Raw genomic sequence first — 18,205 nt, forward strand, 5'->3', positions numbered from 1 at the left:
TGTATTCATGAAAATAAAAGTCATCACCGTTGGAAAATTAAAAGAAAAATATCTCAAGGATGGTATTGCTGAATATAGCAAGCGGCTGTCTCGTTTTACCAAATTAGAATTGATTGAGCTAGTGGACGAAAAAACGCCGGATAAAGCTAGCCAAGCTGAAAATGAGCAAATTCTTGAGAAGGAAGCGCAACGTATCATGGGAAAAATTGCGGACCGTGATTATGTCATTGCCTTAGCAATTGAAGGAGAGCAGTTTCCGTCAGAAAAATTCAGCCAAATCTTGTCGGATATTACCGTCAGAGGTTTTTCAGACATTACATTTGTCATTGGAGGAAGTTTGGGATTAGCTCCGATTGTCAAAAAACGGGCTAATCTTTTGATGAGTTTTGGAAAGTTGACCCTGCCCCATCAGCTAATGAAATTAGTCTTAGTTGAGCAAATTTATCGAGCTTTCATGATTCAACAGGGAAGTCCTTATCATAAGTAGTTTCACGTGAAACGAGAAAAGTAGAGATGTCAAAAAAGAAAAATTATCGTATCTTTGAAGGATTGCGAATTGCCACTTGTTTGACCTTTGTGAGTGGTTTTCTCAATGCTTTTACATTTATTACACAAGGAGGCCGTTTTGCAGGCATTCAATCTGGGAATGTCGTTTATATGGCTTTTTATCTGGCCAAAGGGCAGATACATCAGGCTTTTCAATTTTTAGTCCCAATCGCATTTTTTGCTTTAGGTCAGTGTTTTACCTATTTGATGCGGAAGTATTTTGTAAAAAATAAGTGGCCGTGGCATTTGAGTAGCAGCCTTGTTATTTTAGGTTTAGTCTTACTAGCTTGTGTATTGAACCCTATTTTAGGTCCATCTATGACCATCGCTATACTTGCTTTTGTAGCCTCTATTCAGGTAGAAAGTTTCCGTAATATCCGAGGCCTTCCTTATGCAAATGTTATGATGACTGGTAATGTTAAGAATGCAGCTCATCTTTGTTTTAAGGGGGTGGTTGAACAAGATGCTCAATTAAGAAAAAAAGGCTATCACATCCTTTTAATCATTCTTACATTTATGCTGGGAGTGTATCTAGCTACGATTTTGGTTGATTGTTTTCAAGAAGATGCTCTTCTATTTTGCCTTCTTCCTTTATCCTATACCAGTTTTCAACTTTGGAAAGAAAAAAGGATAGGACAAAAATCGGTTGTTTCGTAGGAGTATATCTTGGCTATAGTTCCATAAAAAAAATGAAAAAGCTGAGAAATATTTTCCCAGCTTTTTTATAATGATTCCAGCAGGATTCGAACCTGCGACCGTTCGCTTAGAAGGCGAATGCTCTATCCAGCTGAGCTATGGAACCTACTCAACTCCACTATTCTACCTTAAAGAAAATAAAATGTCAAGATATCACAAAATTCTAGAAAAAAACGGTTGACAAAAAAAGAAGGCTATATTATACTAGATATTGTCTTGTTTATGGTCCGTTGGTCAAGGGGTTAAGACACCGCCTTTTCACGGCGGTAACACGGGTTCGAATCCCGTACGGACTATATCTTCCGCCATAGCTCAGTTGGTAGAGCGCATGACTGTTAATCATGATGTCACAGGTTCGAGCCCTGTTGGCGGAGTATTCAAACGTCGAATTTACGGCGTTTTTTTATTACCAAAAAAGTCTAGACTCAATTGAATCTAGACTTTTTCAATCATTGTTGCTTTTTTCTTAGTCTCTCATAAAGGAAGAAGAATAGTAGTCCACCTACACAACAAAGGCAACCAATATAGAATCCATTCGGAATAAATGTCAATATAATCGTGCCACTGCCTTTTTTAACATTTACTTTCATAAAGCCATTTTGTGCGCGTGAAATGGTCAATTTCTTTCCATTTTGCGTGGCTATCCATCCCTTATCATATGGAATGGTATAGAAGATAGATGCATCCTCTGTGGTACTATAGGTTGTTTTAACCGTATTTTTGTCTAATGTTGTATGGATATTTTTTTCAGACAAGGTAGAGATGGCTTCTTGATAGGCTGCCTGATCTAATATATAGAATTGTGGGAGGTCATAAGAAATCGTTTGATTTTTTGGAAAACTAATTGTCAAAGTAACTTCTTCTTGATCCTTGAAATAGCCAACATTAAAGAATGCAAAGGTATTATCCATTGTAAACTCACTTGACTGATTGTTTACAGTAATGAGAATGTTTTTACTATTTTCATTCGAATAACGGATATTTGGCAGGCTAACGTACAGTTGTCCATTTTTAGGGATTGTAAGTGTATATTGAACAGAGGCAGTTTCTTGACCAGTTTTTGCTTGAAGAGAAACACGATTTTCAAACAATTTTGTCTGACTGGATGAGGTTGGTTCAAGACTTGTAAAGTAATGATGATTCAGTCCGGTTAGGGCGTTCAAAAAATTGGTCTGATTATCCAAAGTAAGATTTGTAAACTTTATATCTTTGTAAAGTCCAGTAGTTAGGATACCTATTTGTTGGGCATTGTGATTTTGGTATAAATTTAAGCTTGTTCCATTTTTGTAGAGAGAAAAACCAAGTTTATTAGGATTTGTCGAGGCAATGTTGTATTTGATTCCAAATAGACTATCCGCGATGAGAGTATTATTTTGGTAGCGTAAATTCAGATTTGTTCCATCAGAGCGGAAGCCGAGTTTATCTAGTGTCGAGCTAGAAGAGCGATTACGGACAGAAGAAAATTGGGAAATTCCATTGTAATTGAATTTCATACTATCATTTCCAGTTTGAGGGAGAAGTCGCTCTGTTCGATAATTATTGTCAACATCCTTTACAAGATTGTCAATATCTTTTATATCTCGAGCATAATTTTCCCTACTTGGGAAATTCCATTCGTCTGCCAGTCCCTGAATCTGGTAATGACTATGAAGACCAATCTCGAAGATAAAAAAAAGTAATAGGGAAATTGTAAAAAATTGTAGTGAAATTTTATTTGAAATATTCGCTAAAAATAGGAGTCCATACACAATTACAAATTCTGCTGTTAATAAAAATAGGCTATTATCTAAGAAACTATAGTGCTCTTTAAATAAATAGGTTGTAACAAATCCAGCAATGAGAAAAATACCCACTGCAAGGAAATTCCAGCGCTTGATTTCCTTCAGGCGGATGCAAGTTTCTGCTGCCATGTAAATAATTAAAAATGAAAATACCCAGGCATACCGATGTAGGAACATATTTGGAGCATGCATACCTTGCCAAAATAAATCGAGTGGTTGTAGGTAAAAACTAGCTACAATAAAAGCAAGAACAAGGCTGTAAGTCAATTTCGTTACGCGTTTGATGGTTGGTAGGAAAAAGAAAAGCAGGGCTAGTATGAGTGGAAGGAGTCCAACCGAGATCATCGGAATGGCACCGAATTTTGTAGTATCAAAATTTCCCACAATATTTTTTGCAAAAATATCTAGAAACCATGAATTTTCAGTTTTTAAACTAGATATAGCTGTAAAGCTCTCACCATGTGTTTTTAAATCTAGATAAGTTGGTAAGAGAACAATCATACTGGTCAAGGTTGACAACAGTGACACAACTGTAAAGTCGATAAATGTTGAAATTCGTCCTTTTATATCCCAAGAAATTTCTAAGAAAAAGTATAGTACTAAAAAAATAGCAGTCATATATCCAAAATAATAACTTTGAATAAAGAGACAGGTCAAGGAAATGTAATAAAGAGTTCGCCCTTGTTTAGTAGCCAACCTGTGCAAACCTAGCAAAATAAGTGGAACAAGGATAAAAATATCTAACCACGAATTAATCTCTAGCTGGCTAGTTGAAAAACTCATGAGAGATAGACCAGTTGACAGCAAGAGCCCCAGTGTAGGAGACAATTTTTTATGGATACGAGTGAGGGAATAATAACTTGACAGACCCGTCAATCCAAACTTGACAATTGTAAAAAGGTAGAATGCATCAGGCATGCTTGAAAGGCTAAAGAAGTAAACAAGTGGTGATAGGAATGAGCCTAAGTAATAAGCAGAAAGGGCGTAGAAGTTAAGACCTAGACCACTTGTAAACGTATAGAAAATAGAACCTTGGCCGTGTAAAGCATTTCGTAAAGTTTGATTAAAAATCACATATTGATGAAATCCATCACTTGCAAGGATAGTCGTTTTACTTCCCCACCAGATTCCGTGGGTAGCTAACAAAATACCCATGATAGTCAAAGGTAGTAGAAATGAGATTAGGTGATAGAGAACTGTTTTTTTCTTAGGATAATTCATAGGCATATTGTATCACGTTTACAAATAGAAAAAAAGCGACAGTGTCGCTTTTTATTTCCAGAGTTCTTGTACCTTAGCTTGTACTTCAGCATTTTCCAAAAATTCATCATAAGTTTCATCAATACGGTCAATTACACCATTTTTAGAAATAACAATGATATGATTTGCTAATGTTTGAATGAATTCATGGTCATGGCTGGCGAAGATGATGGATTCTCTGAAGGCTTTTAGGCCATCGTTCAAACTTGAGATTGATTCTAAGTCCAAGTGATTGGTTGGGTCATCGAGCACGAGAACATTTGACTTGAGGAGCATGAGTTTAGACAGCATCACACGTACTTTTTCTCCCCCTGACAAGACATTGACAGACTTGTTAACTTCATCACCAGAAAAGAGCATCCGTCCCAAGAAACCACGCAAGAATGTGTTGTCATCTTCTTCCTTGCTAGCAAATTGACGAAGCCAATCCAAAATTGATTCGCTAGAAGCAAAGTCGGCACTGTTATCTTTGGGTAAGTAAGATTGACTCGTTGTAACACCCCACTTGACAGTACCCTCATATTCGATTTCTCCCATGATGGCACGGATAAGGGCGGTTGTTTGGATGTCATTTTGTCCAATCAAGGCTGTCTTATCGCCTGGACGAAGGATGAAACTGATATTATCAAGAATCTTTTCACCATCGATTGTGACAGACAAGTTCTCAACGGTCAAAAGGTCATTACCAATTTCTCGTTCTGCTTTGAAGTTAACGAATGGATACTTACGGCTTGATGGCACGATTTCTTCCAATTCGATTTTATCCAGCATTTTTTTACGAGATGTAGCTTGTTTTGATTTTGATGCATTGGCAGAGAAGCGAGCAACGAATTCTTGCAATTGTTTGATTTTTTCTTCTGCTTTAGCATTGCGGTCTGCTTGTAAGCGCGCAGCCAACTCTGATGACTCTTTCCAGAAATCATAGTTACCAACGAAGAGTTTGATTTTACCGAAGTCAAGGTCAGCCATGTGTGTACATACTTTGTTCAAGAAATGACGGTCATGGGATACGACGATGACGGTATTTTCAAAGTCAATCAAGAAATCTTCCAACCAAGTAATAGACTGAATATCCAAACCATTGGTAGGCTCGTCAAGAAGAAGGACATCTGGCTTACCAAAGAGTGCTTTAGCGAGGAGGACTTTAACCTTGTCACCATTTGCCAATTCACTCATGTTGAGGTAGTGTAGGTCTTCAGAAATATTCAAGTTTTGGAGCAATTGAGATGCTTCACTTTCAGCTTCCCAACCACCAAGTTCAGCAAATTCTCCTTCGAGTTCAGCTGCACGAACGCCATCTTCTTCAGAGAAATCTTCTTTCATGTAAATAGCATCTTTTTCTTTCATGATGCTGTAAAGTGTTTCATTTCCCATGATGACAACGTCAATCACGCGCTCATCTTCGTAGTCAAAGTGATTTTGACGGAGTACGGACAAGCGTTCGTCAGGACCGAGTGAGATATGACCTGTAGATGGTTCAATATCTCCAGCCAAGATTTTTAAGAAAGTTGATTTACCAGCACCGTTGGCACCAATCAAACCATATGTGTTACCTGCTGTAAAGTTGATGTTGACATCATCGAAAAGTTTACGGTCGCTAAACCGGAGTGAAACGTCTGATACTGTAAGCAATATGTATACCTCTTGTTCTTTATCTATCTGATATTTTACTAGAAAAAAGCTGATTTATCAATGAAAACTACATTGGGAAGAGAATATCCTCTTTGCTACCATGATTTTTTTGAAGGCTAAAACCACGACCACGAACTTGGGTAGCCGGCATGATGATGATAAATGCTGTCTCATCAATGGAGAGAATTTCTTTTTCAATCGTTTGTAACTCTGGTCGAGAAATGGTAATCATGAGCATGTGTTTTTCTGTACCAGTGTATCCCCCTAGGACGGGAAGCTCAGTTACTCCACGATCGATAATGGTTGTAATATAATTTTTGATGTCTTCATATTTTTGTGAAATCACCATGACATTGCGATGAGAATCGGTTCCAGCCATCATGAGATTGATGACATAAGTAATGGTCATCAGAGATAGGATAGAATACATAACCGTGTCTACATCGAAAGCGACAAAACCGAGTCCAACGATAAATCCGTCAACTAGAAATACTAGAAGTCCAAACGGAATAGGAGTATATTTATTGAGAACCTGTACGACAATTCCCGTACCGCCAGTGGATGAATGTCCGAGAAAGACTAGTCCAATTCCAAACCCAAGAATGATGCCACCGAAGATAGCAGCTAGCAATGTATTGTGAGAAAGAGTTGGAAGACCATCTGTCAACTTAATAAAGATGGCATAAATCCAGGCTCCATAAATCGTTTTGATAAAGGTTGATTTTCCCAATAAGAACCAGCAAATCAAGAGTAGAGGGATATTTGAATAAAGGACAAAATTTGATGTATCCCAACCGAGCAAACTATGAAGACTGATTGCGAGTCCACCAACGCCCCCAGAAGCAATATTGTTCTCAACAAATAAGGTATTATAAGCAATAGCTGCAATAAACGAACCAACGGTTACTAGAGCAAAATCTTTTAATTTTTCCTTCATAATCTCATCTCTTTTCTAAAAAAGTCCACATATTATTATGACGAAAAGATAGACAACCGTCAAGTGAAAATATCTTGACTTTTATAGTGAAAAATCTTAAAATGAGAGGGATTCAGAAAGAGCAATCTTTCTCCAAATAATAGAGAGCTGACGGTGCTGGAAGTCAGTATTTGGATAGATGAAATGGGCTGATGTTTCATGTGAAACAAATACATAAGTTTCAGGTCGGCACCCCTTACCGTGCAGAAGAGATAGCATAACAGATGCTAATTGAGGTGGTACCGCGTAGACTCAAAGACGCCCTCACACGATTTTCGTGTGAGTTTTTTATTGATAAAGGAGAATTTATGACAAAACCAATTATTTTAACGGGTGATCGTCCAACAGGTAAGCTACATCTGGGTCACTATGTTGGTTCATTGAAGAACCGAGTGATGTTGCAAAACGAGGACAAGTATGAGATGTTCGTTTTCTTGGCGGACCAACAAGCCTTGACAGATCATGCAAAAGAATCAGAGATTATCAAGGAATCTATCGGTAATGTAGCTCTAGATTACTTATCAGTTGGTCTTGATCCAAGCAAATCAACGATTTTTATTCAGAGTCAGATTCCAGAGTTGGCTGAGTTGACCATGTACTATATGAACCTTGTTTCATTAGCACGTTTGGAGCGAAACCCAACGGTTAAGACTGAAATTGCTCAAAAAGGATTTGGTGAATCCATTCCGTCTGGATTTTTGGTGTACCCAGTTTCACAAGCAGCTGATATTACAGCCTTTAAAGCTAACTTGGTTCCCGTTGGGAATGACCAAAAACCGATGATTGAGCAAACGCGTGAGATTGCACGCAGCTTTAATCACACCTATAACTGTGACGTTTTAGTAGAGCCAGAAGGCATTTATCCAGAAAATGAAAAGGCAGGGCGATTGCCTGGCTTAGATGGAAATGCTAAAATGTCCAAATCCCTAGGAAATGGCATTTACTTATCAGATGATGCTGATACTGTACGTAAAAAGGTTATGAGCATGTATACTGATCCAAATCACATCCGTGTAGAAGATCAGGGGCAAATTGAAGGAAATATGGTTTTCCATTATTTGGATATTTTTGGAACAGCAGAAGATGCGGCGACAATCGCTGACATGAAGGAACACTACCAGCGTGGTGGTTTGGGAGATGTGAAGACTAAGCGTTATTTGCTAGAAGTATTAGAGCGTGAATTGGCACCAATCCGTGAACGTCGTTTGGAGTATGCTAAAGATATGGGAGAAGTTTTCCGTATGCTTGAAAAAGGAAGTGAAGCAGCGCGTGCAGTTGCCGGACAAACCTTATCAGAAGTTAAAGCTGCAATGGGGATCAATTACTTTTAAATAAACTAGAAAAAAATGGAGGCGTTTGTTATAAATTGTCTCCTTTTTATTTACTTTGTAAAGTTCTAGTTTACAGAAATTGTCAACTTTGTTGACAGTATACTTAGAAATAGGATGATTATTAATAAAAGAAATGCCTATTGAATGATATGAGGTGTAGAACTGATAATCATAAGAAAAAGGGATTCGAATGATAAACAAGTAGTAGTGCATAAATTAGGATGAAAATCGTACAAAAATCATATTTTTTACAAATAGTATTCGTTTTTTGTGGATTGAATTTTGTTTTTATTTTTTTAATTATTTTTAAGTTCGGAAAAAGCCTTGTTTTTGTTGACAATTGGCTGTAAAATGATATGATAATAAGCACAACAAAAATGAAAAGAGGAATAGATACCATGTCAAATTGGGACACGAAATTTTTGAAAAAAGGCTATACATTCGACGATGTTTTGCTCATTCCAGCAGAAAGTCATGTTTTGCCAAATGATATTGATTTGAGAACACAACTCGCGCCTAATTTGATTTTAAATATTCCAATTATTTCTGCTGCTATGGACACTGTTACTGATAGCAAAATGGCCATTGCTATGGCGCGTGCTGGAGGTTTAGGTGTTGTTCATAAAAATATGTCTATTGCAGCTCAAGCAGAAGAGATTCGTAAGGTGAAACGTTCTGAAAATGGTGTTATTATTGATCCATTTTTCCTCACTCCAGAAGATGCTGTTGAAGAAGCTGAAAACTTGATGGCAACTTACCGTATTTCAGGTGTTCCAATTGTTGAAACGATTGAAAATCGGAAATTGGTTGGGATTATCACTAACCGCGATATGCGTTTTATTACAGACTATACGCAGCCAATTTCAGCTAATATGACAAGTGATAACTTGGTAACAGCACCAGTTGGAACAGATCTTGAAACTGCTGAAAAAATTCTTCACGAGCACCGCATCGAAAAACTTCCTTTGGTCGATGAAGAAGGGCGATTGGCAGGCTTGATTACGATTAAAGATATTGAAAAAGTTATTGAATTTCCAAATGCAGCTAAGGATGAATTTGGTCGTCTCTTAGTAGCTGGTGCGGTCGGCGTAACTTCTGATACATTCGAACGTGCAGAGGCTTTGTTTGAAGCGGGTGCTGATGCGATTGTTATCGATACTGCCCATGGTCACTCAGCTGGTGTTCTTCGCAAGATTGCTGAAATTCGTGAGCATTTTCCAAATCGTACCTTGATTGCAGGAAATATTGCGACTGCTGAGGGAGCACGTGCTCTTTATGAGGCTGGTGTAGATGTTGTCAAAGTTGGTATTGGACCAGGTTCTATCTGTACTACACGTGTTGTAGCAGGTGTGGGGGTGCCTCAAGTAACTGCGATTTACGATGCTGCTAGCGTTGCACGTGAGTATGGTAAAGCTATCATTGCTGACGGTGGGATCAAGTATTCAGGTGATATTGTCAAAGCATTAGCAGCAGGTGGACACGCAGTTATGCTTGGTTCTATGTTTGCTGGTACGGACGAAGCACCTGGCGAAACAGAGATTTTCCAAGGTCGGAAGTTCAAAACTTATCGTGGGATGGGCTCTATCGCAGCGATGAAACAAGGTTCCAAAGACCGTTACTTCCAATCTTCAGTGAACGAAGCAAATAAATTGGTTCCCGAAGGAATTGAAGGACGCGTGGCTTATAAAGGCTCCGTTGCAGATATGATTTTCCAAATGGTTGGTGGTCTTCGCTCAGGTATGGGCTATGTAGGGGCTGGTACCATGGAAGAACTACGTGAAAAGGCACAATTCATTGAAATGTCAGGTGCTGGCTTGAAAGAAAGTCACCCACATGATGTTCAAATTACAAATGAAGCGCCAAACTATTCAGTACATTAAACAATAAAAGAGGACTCTAGAGTCCTCTTTTATGTTGTTTCTTCTGTCAGTTGTCCTGATTCAATATGAAAAATTTTCAACTCCTCGGGAAGTTGGTGTAGATGTTCCAAAGAAGTAGTGGTGATAAATGTTTGGATTTTCTCAGAAATTGTATCTAGAAGCTGTTCTTGACGGTAGTTGTCAAGTTCACTCATAACATCGTCAAGCAGGAGGATTGGATATTCTCTAGTGACTTCTTTCATAAGTTCAATTTCGGCCAATTTTACGGACAATACTAAACTCCTATGTTGCCCTTGACTACCATAATGAGCGTTCATATTATTTATGAAAAATTCGATATCATCTCGGTGCGGACCGATTCCGGTATTTTTTTTGAACAAGTCACGTTTACGACTTCTTTGCAACTCTGTCAAAAAAATGTCAACTAGATTGACATTGTCTGTAAATCTAAAGCTAGAGACATATCGTAGTGAGAGCTCCTCTGTATCATTAGAAAGATTGAAATGCTTTTGTTTAGCGTAGTTTTCTAATCTCTCGAGAAACTCTAATCGATGCTGGATCACCTTACTGCCATAATCGGCGAGTTGCATATCTAGGACATCTAAAAAATTCTCATCAATCGCTTTTTCTTGTTTTAAGTAAGTATTTCGTTGCTTTAAAACGTGATTGTAACTCGAAAGATCAGAGAGATAGAGAGGTTTGATTTGTCCCAACTCCACATCAATAAATTTTCTACGGAGTGCAGGAGCACCCTTGATTAGTTGAAGATCTTCAGGCGCAAACAAGACAACGTTCATGTGGCCAATATAATCAGACAATTTAGTTTGCTTTAGATGGTTTACTTTTGTCGTCCGTCCTCTATCTGTCAACTCAATGTCAAGTGGAAGTTTACCACTTGTACGATGAATGAGCCCGCTAACAGTTAGATTCCCCCCATCAAAAGGCAACAAATCTTTGTCAGTACGAGTACGATGACTTCTTGTTAAGGCAAGGAAGTAGATACTTTCTAGAATATTTGTTTTTCCTTGTGCATTTTTCCCTAAAAATACATTCAAACCATTATGGAAGTTGACAGAAAGCTGATGATAATTGCGGAAATTTTGTAAACTTAATTCTTCAATCCACATCATTAAGTACCTGGGAAACGGACAGGTTTTTTAGCTTCTTTTGGCTTGCTAGCCTGCTTAATAGGATTCGTCTTTTTTACTTTTTTATTCATTTCTTTAACGAGAGCTGCGACACGCGCCTTTTCTTCTAAATCTAATTGATGTTCTTTCATCTCCTCAGGAGTTGGGGCGATAACAGTAATTTTTAGATTTTGTGCGGGCAATGTGACCACGTCATTGACTCTAATTTTTTTACCACGTTTTTTCTCATCTTCACCATTGAAAAGAACGGTATTCTCAGTTAGAAATCCCTTGATTGCACCACCAGAAGATAAAATTCCCGTATTTTTCAGTAGTGCTTGCAGTGTAATGTATTCTTCAAATAATTTGTATTCCATAGTTCACCTCATTACAGATAATTATATCACAAAATGGTATAATAAGGCTTACTACGCTTGAAAGAGGTTCCTATGAAATTACAAGAGGGTGTGAATCTTCACTTTATTCCTTCAGAAAAATTTACGACTAATCAAATTAAAATCCGCTTCACGGCTCCTATGGATAAAAAATCGGTAGCCAATCGTGTGCTGGTAGCCAATTTACTTGAAATGGGTAATCAGGACTATCCATCCAATCAGGCATTACGACGAAAATTAGCCGAACTATATGGTGCGACTTTTTCTACAAGTGTTTCCAAAAGAGGATTGGTCCATATTGTTGATATTTCCGTTTCTTATATAAAAGAACGGCACTTGCTTTCGCAAGAGAATCTGACGGAAGAAATTGTGACCTTATTGTTGTCAACGTTGCAAAAACCGTTGGCGAAAAAAGGCGCTTTCCAGCAAGAAATTTTTGAAATCGAAAAAAGGAATCTTCTTTCTTATTTAGAATCAGAAGTTGAAGATAATTTTTATCATGCAGACTTGGAGTTAAACAAGCTGTATTTTCAAGATGAAAATTTACAAATTTCTCGGGTATCTAATCTTGAATTGGCAGAGAAAGTGACTGCGGAAACAGCCTATCAGGCATTACGTGACATGTTAAGTTTAGATTGGATTGATATTTTTGTGTTAGGGGAAGTTGACGAAGAGTTGACAGAAAAATTATTTAGAAAATTTCCGTTTACCTATCGAAATCCAAAATTATTTTTTGAGTATAGCCAAGAATTCTCACCTGTTTTACGCGAAAAATCAGAGAGAAAATATGCAAAACAGTCCATATTGCAGCTAGCTTATCATTTACAAATATTTTACAATGATGACAACTATTATCCTTTGTTGATTTTGAATGGCTTGTTTGGCTCTTTTTCACATTCAAGATTGTTTACTCAGCTGAGGGAAAAAGAAAGCTTAGCCTATACAATTGGTTCGCAATTGAACATCTTTGCAGGAACTTTAAAGGTATATGCGGGAATTGATAGAGAAAATCGATTGAAAACCTTAAAAGGGATTCATCGCGAATTGTTGAGATTAAAGCAAGGACACTTTTCTGAGGAAGAAATTAACTCGACAAAGAAAATGTATCTACATTCTGCTCAAATCGCTCAAGATAGAGGACAAAACTTGATTGAACAAGTTTACAATCAATTGGTGTTCCAGGAACGAAATATCTCGGTAGAAGAATTTATGGAAAAAATCCAAGAAGTGAAAAAAGAAGACATTGTAAGGGTTAGCCAAATGCTACGTTTACAAGCAGTTTACTTTATGGAAGGAGTAGAGTAAATTGACCAAACTTATCAAAACAGAATACCCTTATTTGATGGATCCAGTTTTTGAATATAAGATTGACAATGGATTGACAGTCGTATTGATGCCAAAAGAAAACTTTAATGAAGTGTATGGCATTGTAACTACTAGATTTGGAGCTATCAATACCAATATTAAAGTAGATGGAATATTAAAAAATTATCCATCCGGAATTGCCCACTTTTTAGAACATAAGATGTTTGAAGACGCTTCGGGGAATGATAGTTTACAAGACTTTACAAGAATTGGTGCGAGTGCCAACGCCTACACCAGTTTATACCAGACAAGCTACCTGTTTTCAACAACTGAAAAAGTAGTGGAGTCCCTAGAATTACTACAAAAGATTGTTTCGGAAGCCCACTTTACCCCTTATTCTATAGAGAAAGAAAAGGGAATTATTGAGCAGGAAATTGAGATGTATCTAGATGATCCAGATTATCGCTTGTATATGGAAATTTTAGCTAGCTTATATCCTAATACACCATTAGCCCAAGATATAGCTGGGACTGTTTTGTCTATTCAGGAGATAACTGTTGAAAATTTATATGAAAATTTCCAATTCTTTTATCAACCGAACCGGATGCATTTAGTTGTCATTGGAAATTTTATAGTGGATGAAGTGATTCATTCTATTGAGGTTTTTCAAAAAAATGTTGACAATAAGTTTACAGAGATAGAAAGGTTGCCCATTGAGCATCATCCAATATTGGAGCATCGAAATGTAACTTTACAGGTCGCTTCTCCCAAATTGGCAGTTGGTTTACGTGGAAATAGTCAATTGAAGGATGAGGAGATTCCAAAGTATCGCTTGTCATTATCCTTTCTATTTTCTATGCTTTTTGGTTGGACTTCGCAGACTTATCAAACGTTTTACGATGCTGGAAAGATTGACGGCTCCTTTACACTGCATTTAGAGGTACGACCTGAGTATCACTTCTTAGTTGTTACGGCAGATACGGAAGAACCAATTGCCTTGTCATCTTCCATCCGTAAAATATTGAAAAATTTTGAAACCAGCCCTGATTTGACAGAAGAACATTTTGAAATATTGAAGAAAGAGGCTTATGGGGAATTTCTTCGTGGTCTAAATTCGCTAGAGGGAACAGCTAGTCAGTTTGCAGCTCAGTATTCTGAGTTTGAAACGATGCTGGATGTGCCAAGGTTGCTAAATGAGATAACTTTGGAAGATATCACTAAGGCTGGGCATTTATTTATTGATAGCTGTGATATGACAGATTTTACAATTTTTCCAAATAAATAAGGACTAAGCATCGAAATTTATATGAAAATCTGATAAAATAATGTATTGAAAATTAAAAGAGAGAGAGTGAAATCGTATGAGGCAAAAAAGTATCGGTGAGGTTCTGAAGACTGCACGTGAAAGTCGCGGTTGGAGTCTTGCTGAGATGCAGCGCCTAACACAGATTCAGGCTAAATATCTTCAAGCTTTGGAATATAATGATTTTGCTTTCATTCCTGATAAGGATTACGCGCGTAATTTCTTAGAGCGCTATGCACATGTCTTAGAGTTGGATAGTGAGATCCTTTTAGAAGCTTATGATACAGATAGTTTAGTGGTTTACTATGGTGTAGGTGAAGAAGAAGATTTTGATGAAAAATTAAGTAGAAGCCAGCGAGGGAAAAAAGGGGTATCGAATTACCTACCGATGATTTATTTACTCCTAGCAGCTTGTTCAATTTTGATTTTTATCACCTATATCGTGCACAGCCGCATTCAAAATCAAGCGACCTTGTCTGAAAATAGTTCCTACAAGGTTGTGAGTCAGTCAACAAGTAAAAGTAGTTCTAGTTCAAGTACAACAGCAAGCTCAACGACTAGTTCAAGTACAACACCTAAAGTAGGGCTAACGGTATCAGGTGGTGGAGATAGCTTGACTGTCAAAGTGACAAATGCAACAGAACCACTAGACATCAAACTTTCTGTTACAGATGTGACAAGTTGGATTAGTGTTAGTGATACGGATTTGGCTACTGGTTCTATCCTGTCTGCTGAAAACAAATCAGCTATGACAACCCTACCTACTGGTGTACAAACGACGACGATTACTCTTGGAGTGGTTCAGGGAGTTACGATTGAAATTGGTAGTCAAAAATTGGACACATCGCTATTAACCAATCAATCGGGAACAATCGTACTCACAATTGAATAGAAGGAAGAGAAAATGAAAAAAGAAAATATACCTAATGCCCTTACTCTAGCAAGAATTTGTGTCATTCCAATTTTCATCTTGGTCTTGACCGTGTGGAATAGTGTAGGAATGCATGTTTTTGCTGCGGTGCTTTTTTCTCTTGCTAGTATCACAGATTATCTGGATGGTTATCTAGCTAGAAAATGGAAAGTTGTCAGCAATTTTGGTAAATTTGCAGATCCGATGGCCGATAAAATTTTGGTTATGACGGCCTTTATCATGTTGGTTGAACTTGGTTTTGTACCAGCTTGGGTGACGGCAGTGATTATTTGTCGAGAATTAGCTGTTACTGGTTTGCGTTTGCTATTGGTTGAAAATGGGGGAACAGTTCTAGCAGCAGCTATGCCGGGGAAAATTAAGACATTTTCACAAATGTTCTCTATTATCTTCCTTCTCCTTCACTGGACAGTTTTAGGCCAAATCACACTCTATATCGCTCTATTTTTCACTATCTATTCAGGTTATGATTATTTCAAGAGAGCGAGCTTCCTTTTCAAAGATACCTTTAAGTAATGACAAATATTATCGAAGTAAAAAATATCAAATACAAATATGATGAAGAGGATGAGCATTACACCTTAAATGATGTTTCGTTTCACGTGAAACAGGGAGAATGGTTGTCCATCATCGGTCATAATGGGTCAGGTAAGTCTACGACGGTTCGGTTGATAGATGGTCTTTTAGAAGCTGAATCCGGAGATATTTTTATTGCTGGAGATAAATTGACAGCAGAAAATGTCTGGGAAAAGCGGCAGCAGATTGGGATTGTATTTCAAAATCCAGATAATCAATTTGTCGGTGCAACGGTAGAAGATGACGTGGCTTTTGGCTTGGAAAATCAAGGATTGCCTTATGAAGAGATGGTGCAACGCGTACAAGAAGCCCTTGAACTGGTTGGTATGGCTGAGTTTAAAACACGTGAGCCAGCACGTCTCTCAGGTGGCCAGAAGCAACGGGTAGCCATTGCAGGTGTGGTAGCATTGCGTCCAAACATTATCATCCTGGATGAGGCGACTAGTATGCTGGATCCTGAAGGTCGTCTGGAGCTGATTCGAATTGTGAAGCAGATTAAAACTGCCTATGGAATGACGGTGATTTCTATCACACATGATTTGGACGAGGTGGCCTTGAGCGATCGTGTACTTGTTATGAAATCAGGTCGAATTGAGTCAACTAGCACACCGGCTCAGCTATTTATCCGAGAAGATTTGGAAGAGTTGGATATGGATAAGCCATTTACAATTGAACTGCTGGATCAGTTGAAAGTAAAGGGGTTAACCTTACCACACCAGTATTTTACAGAAGAGGAACTAGAAAAAACGTTATGGGAATTACTCTCCAACAAGTAAGTTATACCTACCAAGCAGGCACGCCCTTCGAGGGTCGTGCGCTTTTTGGCGTGGATTTGGAGATTAAGGATGGATCCTATACGGCCTTAGTTGGGCATACGGGCTCAGGAAAATCAACTATTCTACAGCTATTGAATGGTCTTAATATGCCAACGTCTGGTCGTGTTCTGATTGATGAAACGATTATTTCTCCTGATTCTGTCAATAAAGATATCAAGCAGGTACGTAAAAAAGTTGGGCTAGTCTTTCAATTTGCGGAGAGCCAAGTTTTTGATGAAACTGTCTTGAAAGATGTAGCTTTTGGTCCGCAAAATTTTGGTGTTTCAAAGGAAAAGGCAGAGGAAATTGCGCGTGAGAAACTTGCTCTAGTTGGTATTTCAGAAGAACTTTTTGAGCGTAGCCCATTTGAGCTTTCCGGTGGTCAAATGCGACGCGTTGCCATTGCGGGTATTTTAGCCATGGAACCAAGTGTGCTCGTATTAGACGAGCCGACAGCAGGCTTAGACCCTGCCCGTCGTAAGGAATTAATGGCTATTTTCAAGCAGTTGCATGCCCAAGGAATGACAATTGTCTTGGTAACTCATTTGATGGATGACGTGGCTAATTTTGCTGATTACGTCTATGTGATGGAAAAGGGAAAAGTAGTCCTATCGGGTCAACCGAGAGAAGTCTTTCAACAAGTTGATTTTATGGAAAATATTCAATTAGGAGTCCCGAAAATTACTAAATTTGCGGCTAATTTAGAGCGACGTGGCTTTGTGTTTGAGCAACTCCCTATCACAATGGATGAATTTGTGGAGGTGATTGGCCATGGATAAATTGATTTTGGGACGTTACATTCCAGGGGATTCCATTATTCATCGACTAGATCCTCGTAGCAAACTTTTAGCCATGTTTCTTTTTTTGCTCATTATTTTTTGGGCAAATAATCTAGTAACAAATCTACTATTACTATTTTTTGTACTGGGCTTGGTTTTGGTGTCTAAGATCAAAATTTCCTTTTTCATTAGTGGATTAAAGCCCATGATTGGCATTATCTTATTTACAACCCTATTTCAAGTATTTTTCGCAGGTGGACAAGAAGTTCTAGTTAAATTCTGGTTTATCACGATTACCTTGGAAGGTTTGCAGCAGGCAGGGATAATTTTCATGCGCTTCGTCCTGATTGTCTTCTTTTCAACCTTGCTGACTTTGACAACTATGCCATTAAGCCTTGCAGACGGAGTAGAGGCAGGGTTGGCTCCATTAAAATACATCAAGGTTCCAGTTCATGAAATTGGCCTCATGCTTTCTATGAGTTTGCGTTTCGTACCGACTTTAATGGACGACACGACGCGTATTATGAATGCTCAGCGGGCGCGTGGTGTGGATTTTGGTGAGGGGAATATTATCCAAAAGGTAAAATCTGTTATTCCAATTCTCATTCCTTTATTTGCATCTAGTTTTAAGCGTGCAGATGCTCTAGCCACAGCCATGGAGGTACGTGGTTATCAAGGTGGTGAAGGGCGTAGTAAGTATCGCATGCTTCACTGGAAGTGGTCGGATACTTGTACAATTGCTATTATGATTGGACTAGGAATCCTACTTTATTTCTTAAAAACTTAAAGAAAAACGCCAGAAATGGCGTTTTTTCGTCTAATTCCAATAAGACTGTAACAATTGTAATCATATACCAATATGAAAGTAATATAAA

General features: G+C 38.1%; 16 protein-coding genes and 3 tRNA genes. 13 read left to right on the plus strand and 6 right to left on the minus strand.

The window, feature by feature from the left end; all coding sequences use genetic code 11:
• Nucleotides 1-7: 7 nt before the first annotated feature.
• Together rlmH and J2T50_RS05600 are read left to right on the plus strand one after the other, a co-directional pair.
• Nucleotides 8-487 (plus strand): 23S rRNA (pseudouridine(1915)-N(3))-methyltransferase RlmH, encoded by a 480-nt coding sequence (gene rlmH, locus J2T50_RS05595; RefSeq protein ID WP_253364573.1) that lies wholly within the window; start codon nucleotides 8-10, stop codon nucleotides 485-487.
• Between the two features lie 26 nt (nucleotides 488-513).
• Nucleotides 514-1,203: a YoaK family protein gene (locus tag J2T50_RS05600; RefSeq protein WP_253364575.1), complete on the plus strand. Its 690-nt coding sequence runs from the start codon at nucleotides 514-516 to the stop codon at nucleotides 1,201-1,203.
• A gap of 71 nt (nucleotides 1,204-1,274) precedes the next feature.
• Here the strand turns inward: J2T50_RS05600 and J2T50_RS05605 are convergent.
• Nucleotides 1,275-1,348 (minus strand) — tRNA-Arg (locus J2T50_RS05605).
• Between the two features lie 118 nt (nucleotides 1,349-1,466).
• Here J2T50_RS05605 and J2T50_RS05610 point away from each other — a divergent pair.
• Nucleotides 1,467-1,538 (plus strand) — tRNA-Glu (locus tag J2T50_RS05610).
• 5 nt (nucleotides 1,539-1,543) lie between these two features.
• Nucleotides 1,544-1,616, plus strand: a tRNA-Asn gene (locus tag J2T50_RS05615).
• Between the two features lie 75 nt (nucleotides 1,617-1,691).
• On the opposite strand, the gene J2T50_RS05620 is transcribed toward J2T50_RS05615, so the two are convergent.
• The 3 genes from J2T50_RS05620 to J2T50_RS05630 form a co-directional block, all read right to left on the minus strand.
• The gene (locus J2T50_RS05620; RefSeq protein WP_253364577.1) at nucleotides 1,692-4,244 is read right to left on the minus strand and encodes a YfhO family protein; all 2,553 of its coding nucleotides are present in this window, start codon (nucleotides 4,242-4,244) and stop codon (nucleotides 1,692-1,694) included.
• A 51-nt stretch (nucleotides 4,245-4,295) separates the two neighbouring features.
• Nucleotides 4,296-5,915: an ABC-F family ATP-binding cassette domain-containing protein gene (locus J2T50_RS05625; RefSeq protein ID WP_253364579.1), complete on the minus strand. Its 1,620-nt coding sequence runs from the start codon at nucleotides 5,913-5,915 to the stop codon at nucleotides 4,296-4,298.
• Nucleotides 5,916-5,982: 67 nt separating this feature from the next.
• Entirely contained in the window at nucleotides 5,983-6,852 is an 870-nt protein-coding gene (locus tag J2T50_RS05630; RefSeq protein WP_253364581.1) for a YitT family protein, read from the minus strand.
• A 347-nt stretch (nucleotides 6,853-7,199) separates the two neighbouring features.
• Between J2T50_RS05630 and trpS the strand changes: the two genes are divergently transcribed.
• Both trpS and guaB read left to right on the plus strand, forming a co-directional pair.
• On the plus strand, nucleotides 7,200-8,222 hold the full coding sequence (gene trpS, locus J2T50_RS05635) for a tryptophan--tRNA ligase (RefSeq protein WP_253364583.1): 1,023 nt from the start codon (nucleotides 7,200-7,202) through the stop codon (nucleotides 8,220-8,222).
• 398 nt (nucleotides 8,223-8,620) lie between these two features.
• Nucleotides 8,621-10,102 (plus strand): IMP dehydrogenase, encoded by a 1,482-nt coding sequence (gene guaB / locus J2T50_RS05640; protein ID WP_253364986.1) that lies wholly within the window; start codon nucleotides 8,621-8,623, stop codon nucleotides 10,100-10,102.
• Between the two features lie 29 nt (nucleotides 10,103-10,131).
• Here guaB and recF read toward each other — a convergent pair whose 3' ends face one another.
• Together recF and yaaA are read right to left on the minus strand one after the other, a co-directional pair.
• Nucleotides 10,132-11,229: a DNA replication/repair protein RecF gene (gene recF, locus J2T50_RS05645; protein ID WP_253364988.1), complete on the minus strand. Its 1,098-nt coding sequence runs from the start codon at nucleotides 11,227-11,229 to the stop codon at nucleotides 10,132-10,134.
• A 2-nt stretch (nucleotides 11,230-11,231) separates the two neighbouring features.
• Nucleotides 11,232-11,606: a S4 domain-containing protein YaaA gene (gene yaaA, locus J2T50_RS05650; protein ID WP_253364585.1), complete on the minus strand. Its 375-nt coding sequence runs from the start codon at nucleotides 11,604-11,606 to the stop codon at nucleotides 11,232-11,234.
• Nucleotides 11,607-11,678: 72 nt separating this feature from the next.
• On the opposite strand from yaaA, the gene yfmF reads away from it, so the two are divergent.
• The 7 genes from yfmF to J2T50_RS05685 all read left to right on the plus strand — a co-directional run bounded on the left by yfmF (nucleotide 11,679) and on the right by J2T50_RS05685 (nucleotide 18,117).
• Nucleotides 11,679-12,929 (plus strand): EF-P 5-aminopentanol modification-associated protein YfmF, encoded by a 1,251-nt coding sequence (gene yfmF, locus J2T50_RS05655; RefSeq protein ID WP_253364587.1) that lies wholly within the window; start codon nucleotides 11,679-11,681, stop codon nucleotides 12,927-12,929.
• 1 nt (nucleotide 12,930) lies between these two features.
• On the plus strand, nucleotides 12,931-14,214 hold the full coding sequence (gene yfmH, locus J2T50_RS05660) for an EF-P 5-aminopentanol modification-associated protein YfmH (RefSeq protein WP_253364589.1): 1,284 nt from the start codon (nucleotides 12,931-12,933) through the stop codon (nucleotides 14,212-14,214).
• Nucleotides 14,215-14,290: 76 nt separating this feature from the next.
• On the plus strand, nucleotides 14,291-15,124 hold the full coding sequence (gene rodZ, locus J2T50_RS05665) for a cytoskeleton protein RodZ (protein ID WP_253364591.1): 834 nt from the start codon (nucleotides 14,291-14,293) through the stop codon (nucleotides 15,122-15,124).
• A 12-nt stretch (nucleotides 15,125-15,136) separates the two neighbouring features.
• A complete protein-coding gene (pgsA, locus tag J2T50_RS05670; RefSeq protein WP_253364593.1) occupies nucleotides 15,137-15,676 on the plus strand; it encodes a CDP-diacylglycerol--glycerol-3-phosphate 3-phosphatidyltransferase in 540 nt (179 codons plus the stop codon).
• On the plus strand, nucleotides 15,676-16,512 hold the full coding sequence (locus tag J2T50_RS05675; RefSeq protein ID WP_253364595.1) for an energy-coupling factor ABC transporter ATP-binding protein: 837 nt from the start codon (nucleotides 15,676-15,678) through the stop codon (nucleotides 16,510-16,512). Before pgsA ends, J2T50_RS05675 begins: the two co-directional genes overlap by 1 nt.
• Nucleotides 16,488-17,330 (plus strand): energy-coupling factor transporter ATPase, encoded by an 843-nt coding sequence (locus J2T50_RS05680; RefSeq protein WP_253364597.1) that lies wholly within the window; start codon nucleotides 16,488-16,490, stop codon nucleotides 17,328-17,330. Before J2T50_RS05675 ends, J2T50_RS05680 begins: the two co-directional genes overlap by 25 nt.
• Nucleotides 17,323-18,117: an energy-coupling factor transporter transmembrane component T family protein gene (locus J2T50_RS05685; RefSeq protein WP_253364599.1), complete on the plus strand. Its 795-nt coding sequence runs from the start codon at nucleotides 17,323-17,325 to the stop codon at nucleotides 18,115-18,117. The genes J2T50_RS05680 and J2T50_RS05685 overlap by 8 nt, the downstream gene beginning before the upstream one ends.
• The last annotated feature ends 88 nt before the right edge of the window (nucleotides 18,118-18,205 follow it).

This window comes from Streptococcus gallinaceus, assembly GCF_024170225.1.
GTDB lineage: Bacteria > Bacillota > Bacilli > Lactobacillales > Streptococcaceae > Streptococcus > Streptococcus gallinaceus.

Coding starts and splice junctions, on each gene's coding strand:
- rlmH (WP_253364573.1), top strand. CDS start 8: ATGAAAATAAAAGTCATCACCGTTGGAAAATTAAAAGAAAAATATCTC.
- J2T50_RS05600 (WP_253364575.1), top strand. CDS start 514: ATGTCAAAAAAGAAAAATTATCGTATCTTTGAAGGATTGCGAATTGCC.
- J2T50_RS05620 (WP_253364577.1), bottom strand. CDS start 4,244: ATGAATTATCCTAAGAAAAAAACAGTTCTCTATCACCTAATCTCATTT.
- J2T50_RS05630 (WP_253364581.1), bottom strand. CDS start 6,852: ATGAAGGAAAAATTAAAAGATTTTGCTCTAGTAACCGTTGGTTCGTTT.
- trpS (WP_253364583.1), top strand. CDS start 7,200: ATGACAAAACCAATTATTTTAACGGGTGATCGTCCAACAGGTAAGCTA.
- guaB (WP_253364986.1), top strand. CDS start 8,621: ATGTCAAATTGGGACACGAAATTTTTGAAAAAAGGCTATACATTCGAC.
- recF (WP_253364988.1), bottom strand. CDS start 11,229: ATGTGGATTGAAGAATTAAGTTTACAAAATTTCCGCAATTATCATCAG.
- yaaA (WP_253364585.1), bottom strand. CDS start 11,606: ATGGAATACAAATTATTTGAAGAATACATTACACTGCAAGCACTACTG.
- yfmF (WP_253364587.1), top strand. CDS start 11,679: ATGAAATTACAAGAGGGTGTGAATCTTCACTTTATTCCTTCAGAAAAA.
- rodZ (WP_253364591.1), top strand. CDS start 14,291: ATGAGGCAAAAAAGTATCGGTGAGGTTCTGAAGACTGCACGTGAAAGT.
- pgsA (WP_253364593.1), top strand. CDS start 15,137: ATGAAAAAAGAAAATATACCTAATGCCCTTACTCTAGCAAGAATTTGT.
- J2T50_RS05675 (WP_253364595.1), top strand. CDS start 15,676: ATGACAAATATTATCGAAGTAAAAAATATCAAATACAAATATGATGAA.
- J2T50_RS05680 (WP_253364597.1), top strand. CDS start 16,488: ATGGGAATTACTCTCCAACAAGTAAGTTATACCTACCAAGCAGGCACG.
- J2T50_RS05685 (WP_253364599.1), top strand. CDS start 17,323: ATGGATAAATTGATTTTGGGACGTTACATTCCAGGGGATTCCATTATT.